At 72.9% G+C, this 21,604-nt stretch carries 23 protein-coding genes; 9 read left to right on the top strand and 14 right to left on the bottom strand.

Annotation, left to right across the window (positions count from 1 at the left end):
* Positions 1–114: 114 nt before the first annotated feature.
* From AB0F15_RS16115 to AB0F15_RS16085, 7 genes are all read right to left on the bottom strand, one after another.
* On the bottom strand, positions 115–1,239 hold the full coding sequence (locus AB0F15_RS16115; RefSeq protein WP_360270556.1) for a hypothetical protein: 1,125 nt from the start codon (positions 1,237–1,239) through the stop codon (positions 115–117).
* Positions 1,236–2,651 (bottom strand): VWA domain-containing protein, encoded by a 1,416-nt coding sequence (locus AB0F15_RS16110; protein ID WP_360270555.1) that lies wholly within the window; start codon positions 2,649–2,651, stop codon positions 1,236–1,238. The genes AB0F15_RS16115 and AB0F15_RS16110 overlap by 4 nt, the downstream gene beginning before the upstream one ends.
* A gap of 4 nt (positions 2,652–2,655) precedes the next feature.
* On the bottom strand, positions 2,656–4,839 hold the full coding sequence (locus tag AB0F15_RS16105) for a tetratricopeptide repeat protein (protein WP_360270553.1): 2,184 nt from the start codon (positions 4,837–4,839) through the stop codon (positions 2,656–2,658).
* On the bottom strand, positions 4,836–6,329 hold the full coding sequence (locus tag AB0F15_RS16100) for a trypsin-like peptidase domain-containing protein (protein WP_360270551.1): 1,494 nt from the start codon (positions 6,327–6,329) through the stop codon (positions 4,836–4,838). The genes AB0F15_RS16105 and AB0F15_RS16100 overlap by 4 nt, the downstream gene beginning before the upstream one ends.
* 89 nt (positions 6,330–6,418) lie before the next feature.
* Positions 6,419–7,390: a transporter gene (locus tag AB0F15_RS16095; protein ID WP_360270549.1), complete on the bottom strand. Its 972-nt coding sequence runs from the start codon at positions 7,388–7,390 to the stop codon at positions 6,419–6,421.
* Entirely contained in the window at positions 7,387–8,271 is an 885-nt protein-coding gene (locus AB0F15_RS16090; RefSeq protein ID WP_360270548.1) for an ABC transporter ATP-binding protein, read from the bottom strand. Before AB0F15_RS16090 ends, AB0F15_RS16095 begins: the two co-directional genes overlap by 4 nt.
* 10 nt (positions 8,272–8,281) lie before the next feature.
* Positions 8,282–8,677, bottom strand: coding sequence for a GntR family transcriptional regulator (locus AB0F15_RS16085; RefSeq protein WP_360270707.1), 396 nt, complete (start codon positions 8,675–8,677; stop codon positions 8,282–8,284).
* 216 nt (positions 8,678–8,893) lie between these two features.
* Here AB0F15_RS16085 and AB0F15_RS16080 point away from each other — a divergent pair, with 216 nt between their 5' ends.
* Positions 8,894–9,877 (top strand): hypothetical protein, encoded by a 984-nt coding sequence (locus AB0F15_RS16080; RefSeq protein ID WP_360270546.1) that lies wholly within the window; start codon positions 8,894–8,896, stop codon positions 9,875–9,877.
* A gap of 608 nt (positions 9,878–10,485) precedes the next feature.
* Here AB0F15_RS16080 and AB0F15_RS16075 read toward each other — a convergent pair.
* The 3 genes from AB0F15_RS16075 to AB0F15_RS16065 form a co-directional block, all read right to left on the bottom strand.
* The gene (locus tag AB0F15_RS16075) at positions 10,486–11,256 is read right to left on the bottom strand and encodes an SDR family oxidoreductase (protein ID WP_360270544.1); all 771 of its coding nucleotides are present in this window, start codon (positions 11,254–11,256) and stop codon (positions 10,486–10,488) included.
* Positions 11,253–12,005: an SDR family oxidoreductase gene (locus AB0F15_RS16070; RefSeq protein WP_360270543.1), complete on the bottom strand. Its 753-nt coding sequence runs from the start codon at positions 12,003–12,005 to the stop codon at positions 11,253–11,255. The genes AB0F15_RS16075 and AB0F15_RS16070 overlap by 4 nt, the downstream gene beginning before the upstream one ends.
* A gap of 130 nt (positions 12,006–12,135) precedes the next feature.
* Positions 12,136–12,963 carry an alpha/beta fold hydrolase gene (locus AB0F15_RS16065; protein ID WP_360270541.1) on the bottom strand — a complete coding sequence of 276 codons (828 nt, stop codon included), beginning with the start codon at positions 12,961–12,963 and terminating at the stop codon, positions 12,136–12,138.
* A 54-nt stretch (positions 12,964–13,017) separates the two neighbouring features.
* On the opposite strand from AB0F15_RS16065, the gene AB0F15_RS16060 reads away from it, so the two are divergent.
* Complete coding sequence (locus AB0F15_RS16060) at positions 13,018–13,626, top strand: GDSL-type esterase/lipase family protein (RefSeq protein ID WP_360270539.1); 609 nt, start codon at positions 13,018–13,020, stop codon at positions 13,624–13,626.
* Positions 13,627–13,823: 197 nt separating this feature from the next.
* On the opposite strand, the gene AB0F15_RS16055 is transcribed toward AB0F15_RS16060, so the two are convergent.
* Genes AB0F15_RS16055 through AB0F15_RS16045 form a run of 3 tightly spaced genes read right to left on the bottom strand, consistent with a single transcriptional unit; the run spans position 13,824 to position 15,783 of the window.
* Entirely contained in the window at positions 13,824–14,555 is a 732-nt protein-coding gene (locus tag AB0F15_RS16055; RefSeq protein WP_360270537.1) for a metallophosphoesterase, read from the bottom strand.
* Positions 14,552–15,361, bottom strand: coding sequence for a nucleotidyltransferase family protein (locus tag AB0F15_RS16050; RefSeq protein ID WP_360270535.1), 810 nt, complete (start codon positions 15,359–15,361; stop codon positions 14,552–14,554). Before AB0F15_RS16050 ends, AB0F15_RS16055 begins: the two co-directional genes overlap by 4 nt.
* 41 nt (positions 15,362–15,402) lie before the next feature.
* Positions 15,403–15,783: an anti-sigma factor antagonist gene (locus tag AB0F15_RS16045; RefSeq protein WP_360270533.1), complete on the bottom strand. Its 381-nt coding sequence runs from the start codon at positions 15,781–15,783 to the stop codon at positions 15,403–15,405.
* A gap of 109 nt (positions 15,784–15,892) precedes the next feature.
* Here AB0F15_RS16045 and AB0F15_RS16040 point away from each other — a divergent pair, with 109 nt between their 5' ends.
* The 5 genes from AB0F15_RS16040 to AB0F15_RS16020 all read left to right on the top strand — a co-directional run bounded on the left by AB0F15_RS16040 (position 15,893) and on the right by AB0F15_RS16020 (position 19,550).
* Positions 15,893–16,693, top strand: a complete 801-nt coding sequence (locus tag AB0F15_RS16040; RefSeq protein WP_360270531.1) for a MerR family transcriptional regulator — start codon at positions 15,893–15,895, stop codon at positions 16,691–16,693.
* Between the two features lie 145 nt (positions 16,694–16,838).
* The gene (locus AB0F15_RS16035) at positions 16,839–17,606 is read left to right on the top strand and encodes a hypothetical protein (RefSeq protein WP_360270529.1); all 768 of its coding nucleotides are present in this window, start codon (positions 16,839–16,841) and stop codon (positions 17,604–17,606) included.
* Positions 17,606–18,034, top strand: a complete 429-nt coding sequence (locus tag AB0F15_RS16030; RefSeq protein WP_360270528.1) for a phage holin family protein — start codon at positions 17,606–17,608, stop codon at positions 18,032–18,034. The genes AB0F15_RS16035 and AB0F15_RS16030 overlap by 1 nt, the downstream gene beginning before the upstream one ends.
* Positions 18,031–18,675 carry a DUF3618 domain-containing protein gene (locus AB0F15_RS16025; RefSeq protein ID WP_360270526.1) on the top strand — a complete coding sequence of 215 codons (645 nt, stop codon included), beginning with the start codon at positions 18,031–18,033 and terminating at the stop codon, positions 18,673–18,675. The genes AB0F15_RS16030 and AB0F15_RS16025 overlap by 4 nt, the downstream gene beginning before the upstream one ends.
* Positions 18,676–18,743: 68 nt before the next feature.
* Positions 18,744–19,550 carry an MBL fold metallo-hydrolase gene (locus AB0F15_RS16020; protein ID WP_360270524.1) on the top strand — a complete coding sequence of 269 codons (807 nt, stop codon included), beginning with the start codon at positions 18,744–18,746 and terminating at the stop codon, positions 19,548–19,550.
* 239 nt (positions 19,551–19,789) lie between these two features.
* On the opposite strand, the gene AB0F15_RS16015 is transcribed toward AB0F15_RS16020, so the two are convergent.
* The gene (locus tag AB0F15_RS16015; RefSeq protein WP_360270522.1) at positions 19,790–20,086 is read right to left on the bottom strand and encodes a hypothetical protein; all 297 of its coding nucleotides are present in this window, start codon (positions 20,084–20,086) and stop codon (positions 19,790–19,792) included.
* A gap of 242 nt (positions 20,087–20,328) precedes the next feature.
* Between AB0F15_RS16015 and AB0F15_RS16010 the strand changes: the two genes are divergently transcribed.
* Positions 20,329–20,451, top strand: a complete 123-nt coding sequence (locus AB0F15_RS16010; RefSeq protein WP_360270520.1) for a hypothetical protein — start codon at positions 20,329–20,331, stop codon at positions 20,449–20,451.
* Positions 20,452–20,757: 306 nt separating this feature from the next.
* Positions 20,758–21,429, top strand: a complete 672-nt coding sequence (locus tag AB0F15_RS16005) for a lytic polysaccharide monooxygenase (protein WP_360270518.1) — start codon at positions 20,758–20,760, stop codon at positions 21,427–21,429.
* Positions 21,430–21,604: the final 175 nt, after the last annotated feature.

Below are 21,604 nucleotides of genomic sequence, written 5' to 3'. Positions count from 1 at the left end.
CGCATCGCTTTACCGATCCGGCCAAAAGCAGGCCGACCCCCACGCGGCACGTAACCGTTGCCACGAAGTCATTCGGCCGTGACTGCGGTCGGATTGGTAATGATCGGCACAGCCTCACGGCTCTCTCCGGCCTCTCGTCGCGCGGAACCGGTATTCGTCGAGGCGGGGTTGCAGGCCGCCCACCGCCAGGACGCCGATCCCGGCGGCCAGCACGGGGATCCCGTACCCGAGGACGCCGTTCCAGCCCGGTTCGGTGAGCCCCGGGCCCAGCAGTGCCGACTCGCCGACGTCGCCCGGCGGCGTGGCCGGGGCGGCGGGCGGGGTGGCCGTCGCGGCGGCGAACGCGGCCACCGTGTCCCCGCACCCGGCCGCTCCCCCGGGCCCGCACTGGGCGGTCAGCACGTGGGCCAGCGCCGAGCTCGCCCGGTCGGCGGCGGCCGCGGTGGCGGCGGAGCGCGTGTCCACGGTCCGCTCCAGCGCGGCGCCGCTGTCCCTCGCGTCGGACTGGATGCCGAGCAGCAGTGCCGTTCCCGCGCCCAGCAGCACGCACGCCGCCGTGGCGGCCAGCAGTTCGGTGTTCACCGTGCGCCGGAACCGCCGGGCGAGGAACCGCTGGGTCCACGCCAGCGTGCCGAGCAGGACGGCCAGCGGGCCGGCCCAGAGCAGCGTGATCGCGGGGTCCAGCCAGTCGGTGCCGAGCTGGTCGTCGAGTGCGGCGCGCTGGGCGGCTTCGAGCGTGTCGAGCCGCGCGAGGATGCCGTTGTCCGGCGCGGTCAGCAGGTCCGACGCCGACTGCAGGTTGCTCGCGGCGAGCGGGCCGCCCCCGTCCTGGCGGAAGTGGGCGTCGGCCTGCCCGATGAAGCCGTTGTACGCCGGCAGCAGCCCTTCGATCAGCCGCAGCGTCTGGCTGCCCGGTTCCCCGGCCGCGTTGTGCTCCGCGACCTGGGCGAGCTGCTGACCGGCCAGCGCGATTTCGTCCTCGTACTGCTCGCTGGGCCCGGTCAGGCGCACCTGCTCGTGCTCGAAGGCGTCGACCGCCGCACCGTGCGCGGCCACGATCGCTTCCTTGGCCAGCGACACCTCGAGCACCGCGGGCGCGGTCCGCTCCCGCACCTCGGCGATGCTGGCCCGCACGCCGAGGAAGGTCGCCAACGCGGTCCCCAGCACCAGCACGCTGCCGGCCACCAGCCCGAGCCGCAGCCACCACAGCGTCTGCCGGGTGGTGCTGGTCGCGGTCACGAAGGCGCACCCGCTTCGAACGGCTCGCCGCAGTGCCCGCACAGATTCGCCGTCGGCGAGGCTTTGTGTCCACAGTGGACACACTTGCGCGGTGCCCCGCTTTCGGGCGGGACGGCGGCGGCGGGCTCCGCGTAGGTGGAGATGCTCGAACCGAGCACGGCGGAGAACACGTCGCGCGGCCTCAGACCTTCCCTGATCGCCACCACGCCGTCGTCGCGGACGTCGATCACCCGGCCCAGCCGCTTGAGGTTTTCCGTGTTGCCCAGCTCGGTGGCCATCCGGAACGCGCTGCCCCAGTGGCGCACTGCCTCCGTCCGGTCGCCGCGTTCGAAGGCCTCGAAGCCCGCCAAGACCGCGCGGCCCAGCTCCGCTTGCCCGGTCACGTGGGCGACGCGTTCGTCCGGCACGCTGGAGAGCGCCAGGTCGTCGGTCAGGTAGCCCACGACGGCCCGCGGCTCGCCGACCGCCTCGTCAGCGCCGGCGAAGAGGGTGACCGTGCCCAGCAGCCGGTCCTCGTACCGCGCCAGCGCACCGGCCTCGACGTCGAGGCAGAGGTGGTACTCGCGCAGTTCGTCACCCCACGCCCCGGTGGGCAGCTCGAGCACGCCGCGCTCCTGGGTTCGGCACTGCGGAGTGAGCTCCACCTCCGTCGGGAAGACCTGCTTGACGAACCGCAGCCGGCTGTAGGGCATCGTGGTCATCCGCAGCCGGACGTCCGGCACCGTGCGACCCATCGCCTGCTCGACCAGGCGCCGGAAGTCCCCGGCGAGCTCGGCGTCCTCCAGGACGGCGTCCGCGCTGCCGCGCAGGACCGACGCGATGCGCTGCAGGTCCCGCGGCTCCCAGTCGTCGCCGATTCCCCTGGCGTCGCAGGCGAATCGGCCCCGGCAGCGCTCGAGTGCGGCTTCCAGCGCCCCCGTGCGGTCGGACTCGTTCTTGCCGTCGGTGAGCAGCACGGCGTGCCGGATGGCGGCCGGGGTCTGCGCGAACAGGTCGAGGGCCAGGTCCAGCCACGTGCTCATCGCGGTGCCGCCCCCGGCGATCAGCCCGGCGGCCGCGGCCTTCGCCTCCTGGCGGGTCCGCTCACCGGCGACCGCCAGCGGCGGCGCGGCCGGGTACACCAGCCGGGCGTGGCCGGTGCATTCCACCACCCCGAACAGCACGCCGTCGCGCAGCGAGCCGATGGCCGCCCGGCAGGCGTGCCGCGCGGCTTCGATCTTCGTCGGCGGCCAGTCCATCGAGCTGGAACAGTCCACCAGCAGCAGTTCGGCCGTCGGCGGTGGCGCGGCCGCGGTGGCGCCGGCGTCGCCCACCCGCACGGTGAGGACGACGTCCATCCGGTCGTCGGCGGGAGCCAGGTACTTGTTCTGGCTCAGCTGGAGGGTGAACGACGGGCGGTCCCGGTCGGACATCCGATCACCTTCTCGTCTTGGGCCGGACGGAGTTCGCGAGGTCGACCAGCACGCCGTGCTCGTTCCGGTCGCGCGCCTGCTCGGCGAGGCGGCGCAGGGAATGCTCGAGGAGCGACCGCAGGCCGCGTTCGGTGACGCGTTCGCCGAGGAGCTCGCCGCCGTTCCAGCGTTCGTGACCGCCGAGGCCGGGCAAGGCGGCCAGCGCGGCGTCGCGGACAACCGCTTCGAGCCCGTCCTGGGCCTCCCGGTCGAGGTAGAGGTCGCGCCGCCGCCGGGCCGCGTCGGCGAAGTCGTCGAGGCCCGGCGCCCCGGACGGCAGGCGGCCCGCCCGGATCCGCACGGCGGCGATCCGCGCGGCGTCGTAGTGGCGCGAAATCGGCGGTACCGCGTCCAGCACGGCGATCGCGGCGTCGCGGCCCTGGGTCCGCAGGTAGCAGCGGGCCAGGCCGAAGGCGGCGCCGGCCTGGCTGTGGTCGCGGCACCAGACCGAGCGGTAGCAGCGCTCGGCGTACTCGGTCTGCCGGCGCAGCTCGGCGCAGAACCCGAGCGCCAGCTTCGGGGCCATCTCGCCGGGCCGGCTCCGGTGCACCTGGTCGAACTTGGTCGCGGCCTCCTCGGCGTTGCCGCGGGCCAGTGCCAGCAATCCGTGGTGCCAGGCTGCCCGCCAGTCGCGCGAGGCTTCGGCCTCGAGCAGTTTGTCGGCCTCGGACAGGGCCTCGGCCGCGGCGTCGGGCTCCTGCAGCGCGACCCGGGCCCGCGTCCGGGCGAACGCGACCTCGATCGATCCTTCGCCGAACTTCGCGAGCTTGGCCAGCCAGCTGCGCGGGCCGGGCGCGGCCGCGGCGGCGATGAAGTCCGCCGCCGGATCGTCCGCGGCGACCCGCGGGATCGGCAGCCGGCCCGCGCCGGAGCCGGCGTCCGGCAGGCCGAAGTCCAGCGGGCCACCGGCGCGCTCGCCGGTGACCCAGTAGTCGAGCCCGGGCACCGCACCGAGGCCGTTGTCGAGCAGTTCGGCGGTGTCCTCGAACAGCGCCGACGGCTGCGGGTGCTGCTGTCCGTGGCGCAGTGACTGGATTTCCCGGAGCACGCCGTCGAGCTGCTCCGCCATTTCGGCCGCGGTGGAGAACCGCCGCTCGAACGGCGCGACCGCGCGCTCGAGGAGCCGGTCCAGCGAGTCGAGACCACCGGCGATGCGGTCCCGCTCGGGGTCCTCCCTCGTGGCTTCCAGCAGCACCTGCAGCGTCCGGCCCACGGTGTACAGGTCCGAGCGCACGGTCAGGCCGGGGTGGGTGAGCTCGTGCGGTGGCACCTGGAACCCTTCGGTGCCCACGCTCGGACTCGCCGCGTCGCCGATCGAGCGGGCCGCGCCGAGGTCGATGACCTTGACCCGGTTGTTGCCGTGGATCACGTTTTCCGGCTTCATGTCGCAGTAGAGCAGGCCTTCGCCGTGGAGGTAGTCCAGCGCGGCGAGGATCGCCCTGCCGTAGACGATCACGTGCTCCACCTGCAGCGACGGGCCCTGCTTCAGGAGGTCCCGCAGCGACCGCCCGCCGACGTACTCCATCACCAGGTAGGTGTCGGGCTCGCCGCCCTCGGGCACCGGGTGCTCGACGAAGTCGTTGATACGCACGATGTTCGGGTGGTCGAGGCGGACGAGCACATCGCGTTCGACCCGCGCGAGGGCGCGCAACACGGAGTTGCCGCTGTCGATCACGCCTTTGAGCGCGACGTAACCGCCGAGCGCGGTGTCGGTGGCCAGGTAGACCCAGCCGAGGCCGCCGCGGGCGAAGCAGCCGATGACCTCGTAGCGGTCGCCGATCCGCTCCCCGCTCGTCAGCTTGGGCAGGAAGTTGAAGCGTGCGCCGCAGTTTTCACAGAACCCCTTGGCGTACGCCGGCTCGCCGGCGTACGCGCGGCCGACGGGTTCCCCGCAGTGGCCGCAGAACCGGTGGTGCTCGGGGTAGTCCGGGTCGGTGAGGATGAGTTCTTCGGGGTCCGGCACCTCGATCGCGGGCAGCGAGTGGAAGTCGGCTTCGCCGCCCCACAGCTCGACGCTGCGCCGGGTGCTCTCCGGAGCCGGCTTGCTCTTGGCCGGGGGTTCTGCCGGCACCGGGCGGCGGCCGCAGGTCTCGCAGTAGCCGTGCGCCGGAACCGGCTTCCCGTGGCACCACAACGGTTCGGCCGTCACGTTCCCTCCAGCCTGCGGCGGACCGCGCGCACGTACCGCTCGACCAGCTCGCTCGCGGCCTCCGGTTCGTCCGGCCGCGTGGTCAGCGCCAGCATCGCCGCGCGGTACAGCTCGCCCAGTTCCTCGTCCTCCATCAAACCCGAGTCGGTCGCCTTCGCGTTGTAGCCGCGCAGCCGTCCGCGCAGTTCCTGGTACCGGGCGGCTCGCGCGTCGAGGTCGGCGTGCAGCCGGACGAGCTCGAGCCGGGCGGCTTCCGCGTCGCGTTCGGTCACCGCCAGCGCGCGCCGCACGCGACCCGGTTCGACCCGCTCGTCCGCCGACTTCAGCGCGGCCAGCCGCAGCCGCAGGTCCGCGGAGCGGTCGGGCACCGGCACGCGCCAGCCGAGCCGTCCGGCGTGCGCCCGGGTGCGTTCTTCCTCGTGCGCCACCATGTCGACCAGCAGCGCCAGCCGCGCCAGGCGGCGGGCGTTCCGCTCGTTCTCCCAGCGGCGGGCCAGGTGCGCGCCGGGCGAGTCCGGGCCGCTGAACTGGAGCACCACGGTCGCTCCCCGGTCCATCAACGGTTTCACCACTCCGGTGAGCACTTCTTCCGGTGCGCGAGAAGCTTCGACGCTGGTCACCGCCACCGCGACGTCCTCCGGGTTGGTCTCCAGCACGGTGGGGGCCGGCCCGGTGCTGATGCCGGCGCTGACGTGCTCGGCGACCTCGCCTGCGGTCTTGCCGGTGGCGTCCACGACCGCGGCGAGCCGCTCGCCGAGGGCCCGGAAGTCCTCCCGGACGGCCGAGTCGCGCTCGCCGATCAGGACGATCAGCGGACCGGACGACGGCCGCGGCGGCTCGCCCACCCACCGGGCGACGTCCGGTACGTGCCGGACGATCACCTCGACCGGGATCAGGTAGGCGAGGCCGGCGCGTTCGTCGGTGTACTCGGTGACCACCATGCCGAGCACCGCACCGGTCGCCTTGTCGATCACGCCCGCGCCGCTGAAGCCGCGACGCACCCGCTCCCCGGGCAGCGGCGAATTGAGCTGGATCCACTCCCCGGCGGCGCCGGCCGGGCCGGCCAATTCGGCGTTGTTCACCCAGACGCCGTAGCGGTGCGGGTGCGGAAAGCCGTAGGTGTGGACCACCCGGTCGCGCACGGCGCCGAGGCTCACCAGCGGGGCGCCGCGCACGTGGGGAAACGCTTCGGCGAGGTCCAGCAGCGCGATGTCACCCCGGCCGTCCGCCGACGGCGGCACCCAGCAGCCGGGCCGCACGGCCGCGAGCGTCTCCGGCATCCCGTCCACGCCGACGAACCGCACCAGCAAGGACGAGCCCGAAAGCGCTTCCTCCCCGGCGGCCTGCACCACGTGGGCACAGGTGAGCACGGTGGATTCGCCCAGCAGCATCCCGGCGCCCAGTGCCCGGCCCGACGAGTCCAGCAGGCACACCCGCCACGATTCCGGATCCCCCGCGCGCCCAGCGGCAAAACCGTTGTGCTCCCTCACCGGGAGCGACCTTACGACGGTGCACGGCACAGCGGGGAGGGTTCGCCCGCTTACCCCGGCAGATCACCCGATCGGCCGAGCCACGCCGGTCAAGCGATCGTGCGCAACCTCCGGAGCGCGAAGAACACCAGTGCCGCCGCGAGGAGCACGAACAGCCCCGTCTCGATGCCCTGGAAGATCCAGAACCGGTCCCCCGGCTGGTATTGCAGCCAGTTGGCCGCCCCGGGGCCGGCGGAGGTGTCGCCGCAGCCGCCGGGTGGGCAGGGGCCGATCTGGGCGTTCGGCAGGACCATTTCCCCGGCCGCGTTGCGGACGCCGAGGTCCAGCACCCAGTCGCCGGACGCGGGATTCGGCGTCTGCCGTCCGTCCGGCGAGAACGAAAGGGTCCGCGCCGGCAGGTAGCGCGGCCGGGCGAGGACCTCGACCGCGACGCGGACCGCCGCGAACCCGACCAGGGCGATCCCCATGGCGGGCAGGACCTTCCGCCAGTAGGTCCCGGCGAAGACGCCCAGGGCCAGCGCGAAGAGGGTGTACGCGATCGGAACGACGCCCTGGACGTCGAACGAGAGGTAGGTCAGCCGGCCGACGCTCGTGCTCACCAGCGGCTCGAACCACCAGGACACGCCCAGCGCGTACCCGACCGCCAGCACGGCGGTGATCGCCCCGACCAGACCGAACTTGGCGAGCGCCCACTGCAGGCGGGTCACCCCCTGGGTCCACACCAGACGGTGGGTGCCGTGCTCGACCTCGCGGGCGACCAGCGGCGCGCCGAAGAACACGCCGACCAGCACGGGCAGGACCACGAACAGGACGGCGATGAACACCATGCCGCCGAACTCCTGCTGGAGCTGGTGGCCGAGGCTTTCGCAGCGCGCCACCGCCTCGGTTTGCGTGATCATCGACGCGCTGCCGAGCGCGGCCCGGCAGGCGCCGAGGCCGAGGCTGTCGTACTTCGCGTGCATCGTCAGCCCCGTGGGCACCATGAGGGCGGCGAGCGCGCCCAGGGCGGCGAGGGTGAACAGCGCCTGCTTGCGGTGCTGGCGCCAGATCAGCCAGCTCATGCCGGCACCTCCCACGCGGACGCCGGGACGCGGGTTCCGGCTTCGGCGAGGTGGGCCAGCACCACGTCCTCCAAGGTCACTTCGTGCTCCGTCCACAATGGATCGATGGAACCGTCGCCGCGGCGGACCAGCAGCGTCGACTGGCGTTCGGTGTGGCTCGCGCGGACCACCTCCGCCACCCCGGCGATGGACTCGCTGCCGGCCCGCGGGCCGGTCAGCGTGCGGTGCGTGTCGAGCAGCTCGTCGACCGGCCCGGCCAGCCGGACTCGGGACTGTTGCAGGAGGATCAGGTGGTCGCAGCTGCGTTCGAGGTCGGCGAGCAGGTGCGAGGAGAGCAGCACGGTCGTTTCGCTGTCGGCGACGGCGCCCATCAGCGTCTGCATGAACTCGCGGCGCGCGAGGGGGTCGAGGCTGGCGATGGGTTCGTCGAGCAGCAGCAGCCGTGGCCGCTTGGCCAGCGCCAAGGCCAACGCGACCTGGGCACGCTGCCCGCCGGACAGCTTGCCCACCGGCTTGTCCGGCGGGATGCCGAGCATGGCCAGCCGATCGCGGGCCAGCGCGGTGTCCCAGCGGCGGCGGTTCAGCTTGCCGCCCATGGTCACCAGCTCCGCCGCGGTGAAGTCGCGGTACAGCGGGGTGTCCTGCGCGACGAACCCGATGTCGGCGAGCGCGGCCCGCGGCTCCCGCCCGAAGACGCGCACCTCACCTGCGTCGGGTTTCAGCAGGCCGACGACCAGGTGCAGCAGCGTCGTCTTGCCCGCGCCGTTCGGCCCGACCAGCGCGGCGATCCGCCCGGCAGGCACCTCCAGCGCGCAGTCGCGCAACGCCCAGGTGCGCCCGTAGCGCTTGCCCAGCGCCCGGGCTTCCACCGCCAGTTCCATTCCGGACTCCCTACGACAGGTTGTGCGGCACCCGGGTGCCGCGGATCGTGGTCTCGATGAGGGCGGCGATGTCGTCGGCCGACATCCCCGCGGCTTCCGCACGCCCCAGCCAGGCCACCAGCTCGTCGCGCAGCTGCCCCTGGCTGCCCAGCGACGGCCCGGCGAGGCTGCCGGTGACGAACGTGCCCACCCCCGGGCGGCCTTCGGCCAGCCCTTCCAGCACCAGTTCGCGGTAGGCCTTGAGCACGGTGTTCGGGTTGATCGCCAGCGCCTGGGCCACATCCCGCACCTTCGGCAGCTGGTCGCCGGGCCGCAGCAGGCCGACGCGCATCGCCTGCTTGACCTGCACGACGAGCTGCATGTACGTGGCGACCCGCGAGCGGCCGTCGAGGACGAACTCGATCACCCTGCCCACCCTCCTATTGTCTTACGACATTAAGACAACACCTCGGGTGCGGCGCTGTCAAGATCGGCGCCCAGGTCTGGACGCCTTGCCGGCGGCGCTTGGCGACGGCGTTCCACCCGGCACTGATCCAGCCTTGACACAGCCCCGGCCGGACTGGATGCTGGCCGAGTTGTCTTACATGCGTAAGACAGTGGGTAAACTATCGCAGGAGCTCCGATGCGACTCTTCCTGGCCGTACTGGCGGCCGCCGTGGTGTTCGCCGCCCCGGCCGACGCGGGGCAGCAGCGTCCCGATCCCGCGGGCGCGCTGCTGGCAGCGTTCGACGACCACGCGATCGTCGCGAAGTCCAGCCCGGACGTGGGGACGTTCGTGTTCGACCTGATCCGCGACCCGCGCTTCCCGGCCCGCGTGAACGACATAGCGGTGGAGTGCGGCAACGCGCGTCTCCAGCCGCTCCTGGACGCGTACATCGCCGGCGGTGACGTCCCGCGGATCACCAGCATCTGGCGCGACACAACGCAGCCGAGCTGCGGGTTTTCGACGTTCTACGAGCAGCTTTTCGCGCTCGTCCGGCAGGTCAACACCACACTGCCGGCCGCGCGGAAGATCCGGGTGCTGGCGTCCGACCCGCCGGTGGACTGGAGCCGGGTGCACGCACCGGCGGACCTCGAGCCGTTCCTGGACCGGGACGCATCGATCGTGTCGGTGGTGAAGACGCAGGTGCTGCAGAGGCATCGCAAGGCACTGATGCTGTTCGGCTTGGGCCACTTGACGCACGACGGCGGCAGCGGCGCGGTGGCCCAGCTGGAGCGCGAATACCCGGGTGCGGCATACGTCGTCGCGGACCACCGGGGGTTCACCTCGGACAATGCCCGGCTCGAGAAGCAGCTGGGACCGTGGCCGGCTTTGGTGCCGTTGAAGGGTTCGTGGCTCGGCTCGCTGGACACGACGTTCTTCCCGGTGAACCGCGACTACCCGCCGGGCACGCGCGGCTACCCGGGCGTGGATGCCTACCTGTACGAGGGTCCGGCCGATCTCTTGCTGCGCGAGCCGCTGTCGGCCAGGGCGGTACTGGACACGGACTACTTGACCGAGCTCCGCCGCCGGGCCACGGCGATCGACGCCCCGCCGGATTCGATCGAGTGGCCGGAGACGTTCTTCGAGCGGGAACGCACCTCGGGAGTTCTGTTGCGTGGCTAGAGGTGGCTGTTGGTCGCCCCCGCAAGGACGCGGGCGCTTGGGTGTAGGCCCGTAGCCGTTGGGCCGCGGGCCTTCCCCTACCTCAGGCCGCGAATGGCAGCGGCGGCCTGCTTCAGGACATCACCGAGATGTTCCAGCAACCGGGCCACAGACCGGTACCCGAACAGCTCCAGCACGCCCCGCTGCTCGATTTCCACCAGCAGCCGATACGGTCGGCCAAAGCCACCGCATCGGCTCGCTGGATCGCGTCGCTGGACATACCTTCAAACTACCCGAGAATCGAACGCACGTTCATCACAGATCGGGCGTAACGGCTCCGGTGTGAGCGTTGCTGCGAGCATGGGCGTCAGCTCAAGTCCCTACGGCCGCATACCGCACGAAGGACGGCCCACCAACTGAACACGCGGCGGACAAATCACCTGCGGCCGTCGAGTCGCGCGGTGCCGAGCACGAAGTCGGCCTGGGTGAACGACTCGAGCAATTCGTCCACATAGGACACGCTGCCGGCCGGCGCGCCGATCTCATTGAAGTGCCCGGATCGACGAGGGCGTCGATCCGCTCGGCCGGCTCGCGCCGCCGGGTGATTTCGGCGCCCTCGGGCTGCCGGCTCACAGCTCTCCGACGGCCTCTTCGACCTTGCGCTGCAGCTTGTTCATCCCGCCGAGCCACCGGTCGGTGTCGGTGGCGCGCGCCGCGTAGTAGCCCGCGACCTCGGGGTGCGGCAGCACCAGGAACCGGTTGTCCTCGATCGCCGCGAACAGCGCGTCCGCCACCTGCTCCGGCTCGATCGCCGACGCGCCCATCAGCAACTGTCCCGCGGTGCCCGTGTTCTCCAGCATCGCCGTGCGCACGCCCTGCGGGCAGATCGCCTGCACGGTGATACCGCGGTGCCGGTAGGTCGCCGACAGCCATTCGGCGAACGCCAGTGCGCCGTGCTTGGTCACCGAGTACGGCGCCGAACCGAGGCTGGTCAGCAGGCCGGCGGCGGACACCGTCGCGACGAAGTGGCCGTTGCCGCGCTCGAGCCACGCCGGCAGCAGCAGGGTGGCCGCGCGAACGTGCGCCATGACGTTGACTTCCCACGTGCGCGCCCACACCTCCTCGGTGCTTTCCGCGCCGCCGAAGGGCGCGATCCCCGCGTTGGCGCAGAAGACGTCGATCTCGCCGAGCGTCCCGCGCGCGCTGTCGATCAGCTTCGCGACGCCTTCGGGGCCGGCGACGTCCCCCGCGAACGCCGTCCCGCCGACTTCGGCCGCCACCTCCGCGGCCTTGTCGCCGTCGAGGTCGGCCACGACGACCCGGGCGCCGCCGGCGGCGAAGCGGCGGGCCAGCGCCGCACCGATGCCCCCGCCGCCCCCGGTGACGACGACGCCGGTCACAGGCCACCGCCGAGGGTCACGCCGCCGTCGAGGACCACCGTCTGCCCGGTGATCCAGCCCGCGTCGTCGGACAGCAGGAACGCGACGGCGCCCGCGATGTCGGACGGCACGCCCAGCCGCTTCATCGGGTACGCCGAGGCGACCTCCTCCTCGCGGCCCTCGTACAGCGCGGTGGCGAACTTCGTCTTGACCACGGCCGGCGCGACGGCGTTGACGCGGATCTTCGGCCCCAGCTCGGCCCCGAGCTCGACGGTCAGCCGGATCAGCGCGGCCTTGCTGACGCCGTACATGCCGATGCCCGGCGAGGCACCGAGGCCGGCGACGGAGGCGACGTTGACGACGGCGCCGCCGTGCTCCCCCATCCACGCGTCGCGGGCACGCCTGGTCCAGGCCAGCGGCGCCAGCACGTTCACCGCGAGGATCTTCGCCGCGGCGGCGGGGTCGATGTCCAGCGCGGGACCGTAGGCGGGGTTGATGCCGGTGTTGTTGACCAGGTAGTCGAGCCGGCCGAACGTCTCGATCGTCTTGGCGACCGTCTCGTCCTGGTGGTCGGTGTCGTCGGACTTGCCGGCCACGAACATGGCGACGTCCGGGCCGCCGAGGGAGCTGACGGCCTCTTCCAGCGCCTCCGGCTTGCGCGCGGTCAGGCACACCTTGGCGCCGCGCTCGACGAGCGTCTTCGCGATCCCGAGGCCGATGCCCCGGCTGGCGCCGGTGACGATCGCGACGCGATCCTTGAACGAGTTCACGGCAGTGTGTCTCCTTCGGGGTGTGGTGCCCGGCACATACCAAGCAGTCGGTCAGTGGCCATTATGCGCGATGCGGCCGGGGTCTCAAGGCGGACACACGTCACACCGGCGCCGCGCCGACGCGCCGGGGTCAGCGTGGAACCAGCGCCAGCACCGCCTCGACCAGCTCCCGGCCCTCGAGCAGCACCGGATCGTTGTGGTCGGCGCCGGGGATCTCCACCAGCCGGGCCGACGCGGCGGCCGCCACCTCGCGGCTCTGGGCCGGCGGGACGATCGAGTCCCGGCCGCCCACGACCACCACCACCGGGACGCGCAGGCGCGCGGCTTCCTCCTTGACCGGGAACCGGTCGCGCAGCAGCAGGCGCACCGGCAGGTACGGGTAGATCTCCGCGCCCACCGCCGGGAGGTCGACGAACGGGGAGCGCAGCAGCAGCCCCGCCGGCGGGTGTTCGAGGGCCAGCTCCGTCACGACCGCGCAGCCGAGGCTTTCGCCGTAGAAGATGAGCAGCCCGGGCGGAATCCGCCGCTCCTCGGTCAGGAAGCGGTGGGCCGCGCGGACGTCGAGGGCCAGGGCGTCCTCGCTGGGGTCGCCCGGATTGCCGCCGTACCCCCGGTAGTCGAACACCAGCACGGCCAGCCCTGCCTGCGCGAGCTTGGCGGCCAGCGGAGCCCGCCCCGCCCGGTTGCCGCCGTTGCCGCCGGCGACCAGCACCGTCGCCGTCGGCTCCCGCCCGGGCGGCCGGACGTACCAGGCACCGAGCTCGAGCCCGTCGGCGGTGCGGAGGCGGACGTCCTCGGCGCCGGGCAGCACGCTCGCGGCGGCGGGCACCGGCGTGGTGTCCGGAAGGTAGATCAGCCGCCGCTGGAGCGCCCAGAGCGCGGCCGTCAGCAGCACCACGAGCACGACGGCCACCAGCACCACCCGCACGACCGCGGTCCTGGTCAACGTGACGTCCACCCCTCGAGTATCCCCGCGGGAAACAACGGCGCCGCGGCCACGTTGTACGTCCTGATGACTCCACCTCTGCGATTCTGCGTCCTCGGTGACTCGCTGGCGGCCGGCGTCGGCAGCACCCGCGAGGACGACACCCTCGGCCGCCGGCTCACCCGCCGGCTGCGCGAGGCAGGCCACCCCGTCCGCCTGCGCGGTTTCGGGGTGCCCGGGGCCCGCTCGGCGGACCTCGAGCGGCAGGTCGGCGTCGCCCTCGGCGAAGGCGTGGATCTGGCCCTGATCGTGATCGGCGCCAACGACCTCGCCGGGTTCGTCTCCCCCGCGGTCGGCGCGCGCCAGCTGCACGACGCCGTGGCCCGGCTGGTCGGCGCCGGCGCCCGCGTGATCGTCGTGCCGGCGCCCGACCTCGGGATCGTGTCGCGCGTGCCCGGGGCCTACCGGCAGCTCGTCTCGGCCGCGAGCGCCCACTACGCGCAGACCCAGGCCGAAGCCGCCGTCCGGGCCGGGGGTGCGGTGGCGAGTGCGGGCCCCGAGCTCGCCGCCCGCTTCGCCGCCGACCCCGGGCTGTTCTCGGCCGACCGCTTCCACCCGTCGTCCGCCGGGTACGCCGTGATCGCCGACGCGCTGGCCCCGCACCTGCTCGCCGCGGCGGCGGAGCGCGCCGCCTGAGGCGGTAACCGGGGTTTGCCCGGCTTGGCCGCGCCCTGGGGTACGGCTACCTCCGCGGCGGGATCAGCACCTTGATCGAATTGTCCACAGTGGACGAAAGCGACGTCGCCGGGACCGCATTGCACGCCGCCGAACGGGGGGCTTCCGACTGCCGGCCGAGCAGGCCCGGACCAGCCTGGCCTCGGCGCAGTGACCCGTCAGCCGCGCGCCGACAGCTCGGCCGGGTGCAGCTCGTACAGCGCGTACGCCTTCCTGATGACCGGCTGCGCCACGTTCCGCACGCGCACCCCGCCGGGGGTCACGCCCTGCTCGCACCCGAAGTGGGCGTGGCCGTGCAGGGCCAGGTCGGCCTCCACCTCGTCGATCGGCTCGCACAGCAGGTACGAACCGAGGAACGGGTGGATCTCGGGCGGCTCGCCGTGCAGGGTCCCCGGGATCGGCGAGTAGTGCGTCAACGCGACGACGACGTCGGTGTCGAGCGTCTGCAACGCGGTGCGCAGCGAATCCGCGGACGCGATCGTGTGGTCGACGAAGTCCTTCATCTCCCGCTCACCGAACCGGCTGGCGCACTTGCCGGCGAACCCGCCGCCGAAGCCCTTGACCCCCGCGACCCCGAGGGAGCCGTCCGGCAGGTCGAACCGGACCGCGTCGCCTTCCAGCACCTCGACCCCGGTTTCCCGGAGCAGGTTCGTGATCATCTCGCCGGAGTCGCTGTGGTGGTCGTGGTTGCCGAGCACCGCGGCGACCGGTACGCCGAGCCCGGCGAGCTCGTCGGCCACCACGCGGGCTTCCTCGACGGTGCCGTGCCGGGTGAGGTCCCCGGCCAGCAGCAGGACGTCGGCGGTGCCCACCAGGTGTTCCAGGGCCGGCCGGAGCAGGCCGCGGGAATCCTCGCCGAGGTGCACGTCCCCGACCGCGGCGATCCTCATCGGCCGATCTCCTCCGCGCTCGCCGGTTCGCGGACGTCGGCGACCCGGACGTCGTTGTGCACCAGCTCCCCGGTCAGGTACTCCCCGACGACGGCGTCCACCTCCGCCTTCCGCGCGGGGCAGGTGACTTCGCCGGTCAGGTGGACGTGCTCGCCCCGCACGGTCACGTGCACGCCGAGTTCGGCGGTGCGGGGATCTTCGGCCAGTGCCCGGCTGAGCCGGGCGACGAGGTACTGCGGTGGTTCGGGCACGAGTGCCTCCTTCGGGTCGATCACGGCCAGGTCGCCGAGCAGGGTCAGGAAAGCCCGGGCGTAGGGGGAGGCCGACACCTGCACGGCGACCTCGGTCCAGTCGACCTGCTCGCGCAGGTCGCGGGCGATCCGCAGCAGCGGCGCGAAGTCGCACCGGTGCGCGCTCAGCACGAGCAGCTTGTCCACGAGCAGGTCGGTGCCGGAGACGACCGGCGCGGCCGTCGACCCGACCCGCATCAGCGCGGCGCGGTCGAGCAGCTCGTCGGTCACCGGGCGGTGGTTGGGTCCGTGGATCAGGTCCACGAGGATGTCGCCGTCGTAGACCTTCGTCAGCCAGTCCTCCGGCGGGTGCACGCGGCGCAGGCCCGCGGCGGTGAGCACCTCCGCCGCGCGTTCGGCGTCGCCCGGCTTGAGGAACAGGTCGACGTCGTGGTCCGACGGCGGGCCGCCGCGGGCGTACACGGCCAGCCCACCGGCGACGGCGAACCGGATGCCCGTGCCGTCGAGCACGGTGACGACCCGGGTCAGGCTCTGCAGCAACGCCTCCGCTTCCATGGCGGAGGACTACCCGCCACCGGGCCGGCCTTAACCGCCCGTCATCGGGCGCCGTCGGGCTGCTGCCGGATCCACGCGCAGGCGCCGTCCACCGTGGGGTGCAGCGCGAGCGTGGCGTCCAGGCGGGTGATCTGCAGGGTGCGCAGCACCGGGCGCCGCCCGGCGACGACCGCGAACGGCAGGTCGGCGACCGTCGTCGCCGTCACGAGCTCGGCGACGACCTGCAGGCCGGCCGAGCCGAAGAAGGTGATTCCGTCCAGGTCCACGATGAGTCCGTCCGGCCGCCCGGCCAGCGCGGCTCGCGCCCGCGCCCGCAGTATCGGCGCGGTGCCGAGATCCAGGTCGCCGGCCGCCGCGACGACGACGGCTTCGGGAACCTCGCGGACACGCACGGTCAGTGTGGGCGTCCGGTAGTCGGTCACGGGGGCTCCTTCCGTTCTGCAGCCGACACTAGATGGGTTGCATCGTTTTGTCATCGATTTGTGCCTCAGCAACCGAGCGAACCAAGCCGCCGGGGTCCATCATGGGTGGATGGGCCAGCCCGCGACCACTCCCGCCGTGACCTGGACGGCGGGGGCGGTCGCGCGGATGCTGGACCTGCCGGCGTCCACGCTGCGCGCGTGGCACCGCCGGTACGACCTCCCGCTGTCCACTCCGCAGACGAGCAGCCACCGCCGCTACGGACGCGCGGACATCGACGCGCTGCTCCGGATGAAGCACCTGATCGAGCAGGGGCTCAGCACGGAGACCGCGGCCGCGCGGGCGTTCCGCCCCGGCAGCCGGACCGAGGTGGGCACCCTGCTGGCCGCCGTCCGGCGGTTGAAGATCGACACCGCGGCCGCGCTCCTCGACACGCACCTGGCCGACCGCGGCGTGCCGGCCACCTGGGACGAGCTCTGCCGTCCGGCGCTCGACGACCTCTGCGGGCCGGACGCCGACCGCTGCATCGATTTGGTGCACGGGCTGGCCTGGGCCATCGCCGCCGCCCTGCACCGCATTCCCACCCCCACCGGGGCCGGGCCGCCGATCCTGCTGGCCTGTGTGGACGGTGAGCGGCACACGCTGCCACTGGAAGCACTGCGCGCGGCGCTGGCCGAGAGCGGCCGCGCGGCCCTGTTCCTGGGCGCTTCGGTGCCCGAAACCGCGCTCCGGCACGCCGTCGAGCGGGCCCGGCCCGCCGCGCTCGTGCTGTGGAGCAGCCTCCCGGCGGAGGCTCCGGCCGGGATCCCGGTGCCCCGGCTCGTCCTGGCCGGTCCCGGCTGGCCCCCGGAAACCGGGCGTCCGGACACCCTCCGCGACGCGGTGTCCCTGCTGACCACTGTTCCCTGCTGACCACCACGGAGTGAACCGTCCCGTGCCGGACGGGCCGCCCGTCCGGTTTATCCCCGGACCACCCGGGTAGCCAGCCGCCCTACAGGCCGATGGTCGCCATCGGCACCACCAAGGCGCGGAAGTGCCTCTCCCGCAGGAGGTCGAGATGACTCAGGGACCCGGCGGTCAGTCACCGCCGCAGCAGAACAGCGGATCGCCGTCGATGCCGGAGACCGCGAAGGGCGAAGCCCGCGAGGTCGCTTCGACCGCCGCCGACCGGGGTGGCCAGGTCGCGCAAACCGCTGCGGACCAAGCGAAGCACGTCGCCGAGCACGCCCAGCGCGAAGCGCGCGACCTGGTCCGCGAAGGCCGGGAACAGCTGCAGTCGCAGGCGAAGGACGGCCAGCGCAAGGCGGCCGAGAGCCTCCACCAGCTGGCCGGTCAGCTCGAGCGGATGGCGGAGCAGACCGACTCCCCCGGCATCGCCGTCGACGTCGCGCGCCAGGTGTCGGACCGGACGCGGTCGGTCGCCGACTGGCTCGAGCACCGGGAACCGGGCGACCTCCTCGACGAGGTCCGGCGCTTCGCCCGCCGCCGTCCCGGCACGTTCCTGGTCGGCGCGGCCGTGGCCGGCGCCCTCGTCGGACGGCTCACCCGCGGTGTCGTCGCCCAGCAGAAGGAAGAAAGCTCCCCGAACGGCCAGGCGGGCGCCCCGCGGCCGCACGCCGGCCCCGCCGCGACCCCGCCGGTGCCGCAACCGGGTGCCGCCGGGTACCCGACGGCACCCGGCGGCTACAACGCGCCTCAGCCGGGGGAAGGCCTCCCGCAGCCGAGCCGTCCGGCCGCCGCCCCCGGCGGGTACACCGCCCCCCAGCCGCCGGACGCCCTGCCGCAGCCCAGCCCCCGGTTCTCCGCGCCGGGGCAGGTGCCGTGATGACCCAGGCACCCGGCCCCGGTCCCCGCACCGGCGAACCCGTCGACGTCGCCGACTCCTCGGTCGGCGAACTGATGTCCAACGTCATGAAGGACCTCTCCACCCTGGTGCGGCAGGAGGTGGAGCTGGCGAAGGCCGAAGTGAAGGCCGAGGCGGGCAAGGCCGCGAAGGGCGCGGGCATGCTCGGCGGGGCCGGGTTCGCCGGCTACATGGTCCTGCTGTTCCTCTCCATCGCCCTGTGGCAGGGCTTGGCGAACGTCATGGACGCGGGCTGGGCGGCCCTGATCGTCGCGGTGGTGTGGGCGATCGCCGGCGCCGTGCTCTACGCGACCGGGCGGCGCGAAGTCGGCCGGATCAACCCGAAACCCGAACGCACCGTCGAGACCCTGCAGCAGGTCCCCGACGCACTGAAAGGCGAACGACCATGACCGAACCGGAGCGGATCCGCCGCGAAATCGAAGGCACGCAACGCAATCTCAGCACGGACGTGAACGCCCTCACCGAGAAGGTGACCCCGGGCCGGATCGTCGAACGCCGCATCGGCCGGGTGCGCACGGTGTTCGGCAACGCGCGGGATCGCGTGATGGGCACGGCGGCCGGCCACAGGTCGACCGCGGGCGACAAGGTGGGCTCGGTCGCCTCGACCGCCGGGGATCGGGCGAGTTCGGTCGCCTCGACCGCCGGGGACAAGGTGAGCTCCGCCGCCGACGCCGTCGGCGAGGCACCGGCGTCGATCCGCCGTGGTACGCAAGGCAACCCGCTGGCCGCCGGCCTGATCGCCTTCGGCGCCGGGTGGCTCGTCTCGTCCTTGCTGCCCGCGAGCGAGCCGGAGCGCCGGCTCGCCGGCCAGGCGACCGACCTCGCCCGCGAGCACGTGGCGCCGGTCGCCCAGCACGCGGCCGAAGAGCTCAAGGAGAACCTGCGCGAACCCGTGCAGCAGGCGGCCGGCTCGGTGAAGTCCGAAGCCGCCGACGCGGCGTCGACCGTCAAAGGCGAAGCGCAGTCGGCGACCGGCGACGTCACCGATCGCGCCCAGGAGGCGAGGGAAAACGTGCGCTCCCAAAGCTGAGCGCGCAGTCCGGGGCGCGGCCCGCCCGGCCGCGCCCCGGAACCCCGAAAGCCCGGGAAAGGACCCCGATGCCTCCGTTCGACCCGCCCGGCGGCGACTCCCTGATGTTCGTCGGAACCGCGACCACGGTGCTCCGGCTGGGTCCGTTCACCCTGCTCACCGACCCGAACTTCCTGCACCGCGGCCAATGGTCCTACTTCGGGCAGGGGCTGTTCTCCCGGCGGCGCACCGAACCCGCGCTGCAGCCGGCGGACCTGCCGCCGCTGACCGCGATCATCCTTTCCCACCTGCACGGCGACCACTTCGACCGGATCGCCTCGCGGGAACTGCCCCGCGACGCCCCGATCCTCACCACCGAGCACGCGGCGACCCGCCTGCTGCGGCGGGGGTTCCACGCGCCGCTCCCGCTGCCGACGTGGACCACGGAAACCTTCTCGGACGCGGACGCGCGGCTGACGGTGACGTCCGTGCCCGCGCGGCACGCTCCGGGCCCGGCCCGGCGGTTGCTCCCGCCGGTCATGGGCAGCGTGCTGGAGTACCGGGCGACGCCGGAGGCCGAACCGCTGCGGATCTACCTCAGCGGGGACACCGTGCTGCACGACGAACTGCGGACCATCCGGGACCGCTTCCCCGACCTCGACCTCGCGGTCGTGCACCTGGGCGGCACGCGCGCGTTCGGCGTCCTCGTCACGCTCGACCACCGCGGCGGAGTGGACCTGCTGAACCTGCTGGAGCCCCGGCGCGCGGTCCCGGTGCACTTCGACGACTACGGCCTGTTCCACTCGCCGGTGTCGAACTTCCTGGAGGAGGTCCGGCGGCGCCGGCCGCCGACGCGCGTGCACCTGCTGCAGCGGGGCGAATTCCTTTCGTTGTGACGCCGGTTCACCGCCTCCGCCCGGTCCCGGTGCCGTCCGTGGGCACCGGGACCTGCGGAGGAACCAGCGTGTCGAAACCGTTGTCCGTGTTCGCGAACTCCGACGGCTCCCGGTACGCCGGGCGTCGCTGCCGCGGGGTGCGCCTGGAGGCGCGGTGGCCAGGACCGAGATCCCACCGGCCGCTGTCGGGGCAGGCAGCGCACGCCGGCGCCGTGGGAAATCCGGGGGCCGTCACGGCATCACTCCCCTTTCCCCTGCGTCCGTTCGCTTTCCGGCCCGGCCCGCGGAGGGGACCGCTCCCGGCGGGGACACTTCGCGGCGAGCAGCCGGGCACCCGGGCGACGCCGCGGCAGGCCGGCGACCGCGGCGGGGCGCGGCCCCCCTGGCCGGCGGCGGGCGGCGGGAACCGGTGGTGGGGGCGGGTCGAAGTTCGCGGCCACGATCGCGTCGAACTCCGCCCGGACCCACTCGGGGTCGGCCAGCACCAGCTCGGTGAACCCGCCGGCCGCGGCCGAACGGGCGATCTTGTCCGGCATCGTCGTTCGCTCCCCGGATCGTCTCGCGATGTCACCAGGTCATGTCCTGCGCTGCACTATTTCTATAGCACCCGGCGATGATCGCTTCAAGTCCTCAAAGGACCTAAAGCCCGCGCGCCAGCACGGCTCGGGCCGGAACGCGGCTGCCCAAGGCCAGCAGAACGGGGATCGCTGCGGCGGCGCCGAGCACGGCCCGACGCCTGATCGGCCACTTTTCGCCGGGTTCCGGCACAGGAGGAGTCATGATCACCACCACGGTTCGCATCCGGTCGGGGAATGCGTCGGCAACGTTCGTGCCTGCCGACTTCAGGCGCGTCGCGGCCCCTTCGCCGATCGACGCCGATGGATCACCCGATCGGCCGTGACGGCATTGTCGCCGGGGACGGGATTCCCGCCGCTTCCCAGTCCTCCCGTGACAATTTTTCCGGATGCACCCGTGCGGAGCAGCCGCGGCGGCACGCGCTCACCGGGCGTCTCGCGGCACAGGACCGATCGGGCGGCCCGGCATCCGGGGTCGTCCGCTGTTCAGGAACCGTTCAGTCCGCCGCGGTGCCGGAAATCGCGGCACCGCAAGGGTTTCCGGTGATCGGCTGGTGGCCGGGCCGGGGGCCGCCGCGTATGGTCGCCACCTTGGGAGCGCTCCCCATCCGGCCCCGACGAAGGAGGACAGCGTGGTTCCCCGACGGATTCGCCCCCGCAAGACCCTGCTTTCCCTGCTGGTGACGGCGGTGACCGCCGTGCTGCTGGGCGGCGTGCTCACCGGCGTCGCCGACGCGCACGGTTCGGCCACCGATCCGCCGTCGCGCAACTACGGGTGCTGGAACCGCTGGGGCAGCGACTTCCAGAACCCGGCGATGGCGACCAAGGACCCGATGTGCTGGCAGGCCTGGCAGGCCGACCCGAACGCGATGTGGAACTGGAACGGCCTCTACCGTGAAGGGGTCAAGGGCAACCACCAGGGCGCGATCCCCGACGGAACGCTGTGCAGCGGCGGCCGCACGCAGGCGCCCCGGTACAACGCCCTCGACACGGTCGGCGCGTGGCAGACGGCGAACAAGGACAACCGGTTCACGCTCACCATCACCGACCAGGCCCACCACGGCGCCGACTACCTGCTGGTGTACATCACCAAGCAGGGCTTCGACCCCGCGACGCAGCCACTGGGCTGGGGCAACCTCGAGCTGGTCGCCCAGACGGGCCGCTATGCCCCCGCCGGGCAGTACCAGGTCGCGGTGAACGCCGGCGCCCGCACGGGGCGGCACGTCGTCTACACCATCTGGCAGGCGAGCCACCTCGACCAGTCGTACTACTTCTGCAGTGACGTGAACTTCTCCGGACGCTGACCGCCCCACTCCGGGGCCGCGGCGGCGCTCGTCGCGGCCCCGCTTGCGACGTCAGTTACGTTACCTAATCTGATCGTAATGAAAAACGTGCCTTCGAGGGCATGGAACCGAAGACGCGTGACCACGGCTCCCGCGGCGCGTACCGCCCGGAGGTACCCGGATCCGGGCATGCCGG

It is taken from the genome of Amycolatopsis sp. NPDC026612, from assembly GCF_040638285.1.
Lineage (GTDB): Bacteria > Actinomycetota > Actinomycetes > Mycobacteriales > Pseudonocardiaceae > Amycolatopsis.
The sequence above is the reverse complement of the archived record's forward strand: the minus strand, read 5'-3'. Positions and strand labels throughout refer to the sequence as shown.

Coding starts and splice junctions, on each gene's coding strand:
- AB0F15_RS16040 (WP_360270531.1), top strand. CDS start 15,893: ATGGGCCAGCCCGCGACCACTCCCGCCGTGACCTGGACGGCGGGGGCG.
- AB0F15_RS16010 (WP_360270520.1), top strand. CDS start 20,329: ATGATCACCACCACGGTTCGCATCCGGTCGGGGAATGCGTCGGCAACG.
- AB0F15_RS16080 (WP_360270546.1), top strand. CDS start 8,894: ATGCGACTCTTCCTGGCCGTACTGGCGGCCGCCGTGGTGTTCGCCGCC.
- AB0F15_RS16025 (WP_360270526.1), top strand. CDS start 18,031: ATGACCGAACCGGAGCGGATCCGCCGCGAAATCGAAGGCACGCAACGC.
- AB0F15_RS16095 (WP_360270549.1), bottom strand. CDS start 7,390: ATGAGCTGGCTGATCTGGCGCCAGCACCGCAAGCAGGCGCTGTTCACC.
- AB0F15_RS16110 (WP_360270555.1), bottom strand. CDS start 2,651: ATGTCCGACCGGGACCGCCCGTCGTTCACCCTCCAGCTGAGCCAGAAC.
- AB0F15_RS16035 (WP_360270529.1), top strand. CDS start 16,839: ATGACTCAGGGACCCGGCGGTCAGTCACCGCCGCAGCAGAACAGCGGA.
- AB0F15_RS16030 (WP_360270528.1), top strand. CDS start 17,606: ATGACCCAGGCACCCGGCCCCGGTCCCCGCACCGGCGAACCCGTCGAC.
- AB0F15_RS16050 (WP_360270535.1), bottom strand. CDS start 15,361: ATGGAAGCGGAGGCGTTGCTGCAGAGCCTGACCCGGGTCGTCACCGTG.
- AB0F15_RS16060 (WP_360270539.1), top strand. CDS start 13,018: ATGACTCCACCTCTGCGATTCTGCGTCCTCGGTGACTCGCTGGCGGCC.
- AB0F15_RS16090 (WP_360270548.1), bottom strand. CDS start 8,271: ATGGAACTGGCGGTGGAAGCCCGGGCGCTGGGCAAGCGCTACGGGCGC.
- AB0F15_RS16015 (WP_360270522.1), bottom strand. CDS start 20,086: ATGCCGGACAAGATCGCCCGTTCGGCCGCGGCCGGCGGGTTCACCGAG.
- AB0F15_RS16055 (WP_360270537.1), bottom strand. CDS start 14,555: ATGAGGATCGCCGCGGTCGGGGACGTGCACCTCGGCGAGGATTCCCGC.
- AB0F15_RS16020 (WP_360270524.1), top strand. CDS start 18,744: ATGCCTCCGTTCGACCCGCCCGGCGGCGACTCCCTGATGTTCGTCGGA.